This is a genomic window from Luteibacter sp. (genome assembly GCF_051958795.1).
Taxonomy (GTDB): domain Bacteria; phylum Pseudomonadota; class Gammaproteobacteria; order Xanthomonadales; family Rhodanobacteraceae; genus Luteibacter.
Genome location: NZ_JBQCFT010000017.1, coordinates 1 through 4,242, shown reverse-complemented (window position 1 = coordinate 4,242; position 4,242 = coordinate 1). Strand labels below are relative to the sequence as shown.

Here is a 4,242-nt window from a genome sequence, read left to right as displayed (position 1 = left end):
CTCCCACACAACGCCTCGCAGGGTGATCCCGCGCAAGCGCCCGCCCACGCCCGCACGGTACGCTGCCCGGCGGAGCGGCGGGCGTTCTCGCTGCAGTGCAGCGTGCGATGTTCGTTTATGTTCGAATATGCTCCTTTGACGCAGGCGAGTGATGGCTCGTGGTGTGAAATGTTCGTAATTGCGCAAGTGCCGCGCGAGATTTCGTAAAAACGAACGTACCCGAACGCAGGGTACCCACCCCGGCCCGCTCGCCCCCAAGCTAAGCGGAGCGTGTGATGGTCGAGCAGGTCGATGTCCTGGTTATCGGTGGTGGCGTCAACGGCGTGGGTATCGCGCGCGACGCGGTAGGCCGCGGGCTGAGTGTCTGGCTGTGCGAACGGGACGACCTGGCCTCGCACACCTCGAGCGCAGCGACCAAGCTCATCCACGGTGGGCTGCGCTATCTCGAGCAGTTCGAGTTCGCCCTCGTCGGCAAGGCGCTGGCCGAGCGCGAGGTGTTGCTGAGGGCTGCACCGCACATCATCTGGCCCCTGCGATTCGTCCTCCCGCACCAACCGCACCTGCGCCCGGCGTGGATGATCCGCATCGGTCTGTTCCTCTACGACCACCTCGGCCGTGGCCGCCGCACGCTGCCGGGCTCGCGTCGCGTGCGCTTTGCCAAGCACGTCACCGGCGAGCCCATGCGCCCGGAATTCACACAGGGTTTCGTCTACTCCGATGCCTGGGTGCAGGACGCCCGCCTCGTGGTACTGAACGCCATGGATGCCGTCCACCGCGGCGCGAAGATCGAAACGCATACGAAGTGCATCAGCGCCCGGCGCGATGGCGATGGCTGGATCGCCGAACTCGAGAAGCGCGACGGTACCCGCCACTTCGTGCGCTCGCGTGCACTCGTCAATGCCGCTGGCCCGTGGGCCGCCAGCTTCCTGGATGAAGTGGCCCATGTGAAACACAGCCACACGCTGCGCCTGATCAAGGGCAGCCACATCGTGGTGCCGAAGATCTACGACCATCGCTACGCCTACATCTTCCAGCAGCCCGATCGGCGCATCGTTTTCGCCATCCCCTACGAGCGCGACTTCACGCTGATCGGCACCACCGATATCGAGTACAAGGCGGATCCCTCGCACCCCACCATCGATGCGGAAGAAACCCAGTACCTGTGCGAAGCGGTGAACCGTTACTTCAAGAAGCAGCTCACCCCGAAGGATGTGGTCTGGAGCTACAGCGGTGTGCGTCCCCTCCTGCAGGATGAAGCGGGCAGCGCCTCCGAGGTCACGCGTGACTATCTGCTCGACATCGACCAGACCGGCGGCGCACCCTTGCTCAACGTGTTCGGCGGCAAGCTCACCACGTTCCGCAAGCTATCCGAAGAAGCGATCGACAAGCTGGCACCGTTGCTCGGCAACGACACGCCGGCGTGGACCGCGGATGCGCGGCCGCTCCCGGGCGGTGGTGAACGCGACATCGATGCGTTGACGGATGACCTGCGCGCCACCCGCCCGTGGTTGCCGGAAACCTTCGCCTGGCGCCTTACCCACATGTACGGCACCCGCGCACGCGACCTGCTCGGTGAGGCCAATGGCATCGAGGCGCTGGGTACGCACTTCGGGTCGGACCTCTACCAGGCCGAAGTCGATTACCTGGTCCGCCACGAGTGGGCGACCGAGGCCGAGGACATCCTCTGGCGGCGTAGCAAGATCGGCCTGCGCGTCGGGCCGGACGATGTGCGCCGGCTTACCGAATACCTGGAAAAACGCGTCCCGAAAGGGAATTCGACCACCCCGTAGCGCCCCCGCGCCACACCCACCATGAAACCGATGGAGAGACGGATCATGCGGCAACAGATTGGCGAACTCATATCAGAAGCGGTCGCGATGTTCATCATCATCGCGTTCGGCGATTCCGTGGCATGCATGTACGTGCTCTACGACCCGAGTCCCTACCTCAACGCCTACTGGGGCGTGTGTATCGCGTGGGGCCTTGCCGTCACCATCGCCATCTATGCCACCGCCTCGGTGTCCGGGACGCACGCCAATCCCGCGGTCACGCTGGCATTGGCGCTGTTCCGCGACTTCTCGTGGAAGAAGGTGGTGCCGTACTGGGTCGCCCAGGTCATCGGCGCCTTCCTGGGCGCAGCCATCGTCTACGCCCTGTTCGGGCCGGTCATCGACCACTTCAACGAAACGCATAACCTGACGCGCGAAGCAGGCGGTGCCGCGGGCGTGTTCTTCACCCACCCGGGCCTGGCCGTCACGCCGATGCACGCACTCTCGGATCAGATCATCCTGACCGCGTTCCTGCTGTTCGGCATCTTCGCCATCACCGAGCAGTACAACGAGACCGCGCCCGGCGCGAACAGCGGTGCGTTGATCATCGGCCTGCTGGTCGCCACCATCGGCGCCTCCATGGGTTACCTCGAAGCCTGGGCGATCAACCCGGCCCGTGACTTCGGCCCGCGCCTGTTCGCCTATTTCGCCGGCTGGGGTTCCTCGGCCCTGCCGTCGCCGGACAACTACTGGTGGGTGCCGATCGTCGGCCCGCTGATCGGCGGTGTCATCGGCGGTGGCGCGTACCAGCTGCTCATCCATCCCTTCCTGCCGGCCCGCCAGCGTGCGCTTGAAGAAGCGCGCCAGGCGGCTGGTCGCAACGCATCCAACCCCAACCGTTAACGAGGCCTGCCATGGACAAGAAATACATCCTGGCGATCGACCAGGGCACGACCAGCTCGCGCACCATCCTGTTCGATCACGACGGCAACATCGCCGGCACCGCGCAGCGTGAGTTCCCGCAGATCTTTCCGCAGCCGGGCTGGGTGGAGCACAACCCGCGCGAGATCATGACCAGCGTGCTCTCGACGATGACCGAAGTCATCAGCAGCTCCGGTATCGATGCGTCCTGCATCGAAGGCATCGGCATCACCAACCAGCGCGAAACCGCGGTGGTGTGGGACAAGGCCACCGGCCAGCCGATCTACAACGCCATCGTCTGGCAGTCCCGGCAGACCGCGGATATCTGCGAGCAGCTGAAGAAGGACGGCTACGACAAGATGGTCCGGGAGAAGACCGGCCTGCTGATCGACGCTTACTTCGCCGGCACCAAGGTCCGCTGGATCCTCGACCATGTCGAAGGTGCACAGGAACGCGCGGAGAAGGGCGAACTGCTGTTCGGCACCATCGATACCTGGGTCATCTGGAACCTCACCGGCGGCAAGGTCCACGTCACCGACTACACCAACGCCTCGCGCACGCTCATCTACAACATCTACAAGCGCGAATGGGATGACGAGCTGCTGAAGATGCTCAATATTCCGCGCGCGATGCTGCCGGAAGTGAAGTCGTCCAGCGAGGTGTACGGCAACACGCTGGCAAAGCATTTCTTCGGGCGCGAAGTGCCTATCGCCGGCATCGCCGGCGACCAGCAGGCGGCGCTGTTCGGCCAGGCATGTTTCGAACCCGGCCTGGCGAAGAACACCTACGGCACCGGCTGTTTCATGCTGATGAACACCGGCGAGAAAGCAGTGCCATCGAAGAACGGCCTGCTGACTACCATCGCGTGGGGCCTCGACGGCAAGGTCGAATACGCGCTCGAAGGCAGCATCTTCGTCGCGGGTTCCGTCATCCAGTGGCTGCGTGATGGCCTGCGCATGCTCGGCAAGGCCTCCGATTCGCAGCAGTACGCGGAACGCGCGAAGGATACGGATGGCGTGTACTTCGTTCCCGCGTTCGTCGGCCTCGGCGCGCCCTACTGGAAGAGCGATGTGCGCGGCGCCGTGTTCGGACTTAGCCGCGGTACCACGAAGGAACAGTTCATCCGTGCGGCCCTCGAATCGATGGCCTACCAGACGCGCGATGTGCTCGAGGCGATGCAGAGTGATTCGGGCATCGAGCTGAAGGAGCTGCGTGCGGACGGCGGCGCCATCGCCAACGACTTCATGGCGCAGTTCCAGGCCGACATCCTCGACGTCACGCTACTGCGTCCGAAGGTGCAGGAAACCACCGCACAGGGCGCCGCCTATCTCGCGGGCCTTGCCGTCGGCTTCTGGAAGAGCAAGGAAGACATCGCCAAACGCTGGGCCGTCGACCACGAGTTCAAGCCGTCGATGACGAAGGAAACCCGCGACGACCTGTACGAAGGCTGGAAGCAGGCGGTGAACGCGACGATGGGCTTCAAACCCCGCAACTAAAACGCCGCTGTTGTGGGAGCGCGCTTGCGCGCGATGGGTAGTGCGAGAGCCCCCAT

Annotated in this window: 4 protein-coding genes; all 4 read left to right on the top strand. The window is 64.3% G+C overall.

The window, feature by feature from the left end; genetic code table 11:
- Window positions 1-207 (top strand): hypothetical protein (locus ACTHLF_RS01175; RefSeq protein WP_440324108.1); only part of this gene is annotated, 207 nt, incomplete at its 5' end.
- 68 nt (window positions 208-275) lie between these two features.
- Window positions 276-1,790: a glycerol-3-phosphate dehydrogenase gene (glpD, locus tag ACTHLF_RS01170; RefSeq protein WP_440324107.1), complete on the top strand. Its 1,515-nt coding sequence runs from the start codon at window positions 276-278 to the stop codon at window positions 1,788-1,790.
- Window positions 1,791-1,832: 42 nt separating this feature from the next.
- Window positions 1,833-2,672, top strand: coding sequence for an MIP/aquaporin family protein (locus ACTHLF_RS01165; protein ID WP_440324110.1), 840 nt, complete (start codon window positions 1,833-1,835; stop codon window positions 2,670-2,672).
- Window positions 2,673-2,683: 11 nt separating this feature from the next.
- Entirely contained in the window at window positions 2,684-4,186 is a 1,503-nt protein-coding gene (gene glpK / locus ACTHLF_RS01160) for a glycerol kinase GlpK (protein ID WP_440324105.1), read from the top strand.
- Window positions 4,187-4,242: the final 56 nt, after the last annotated feature.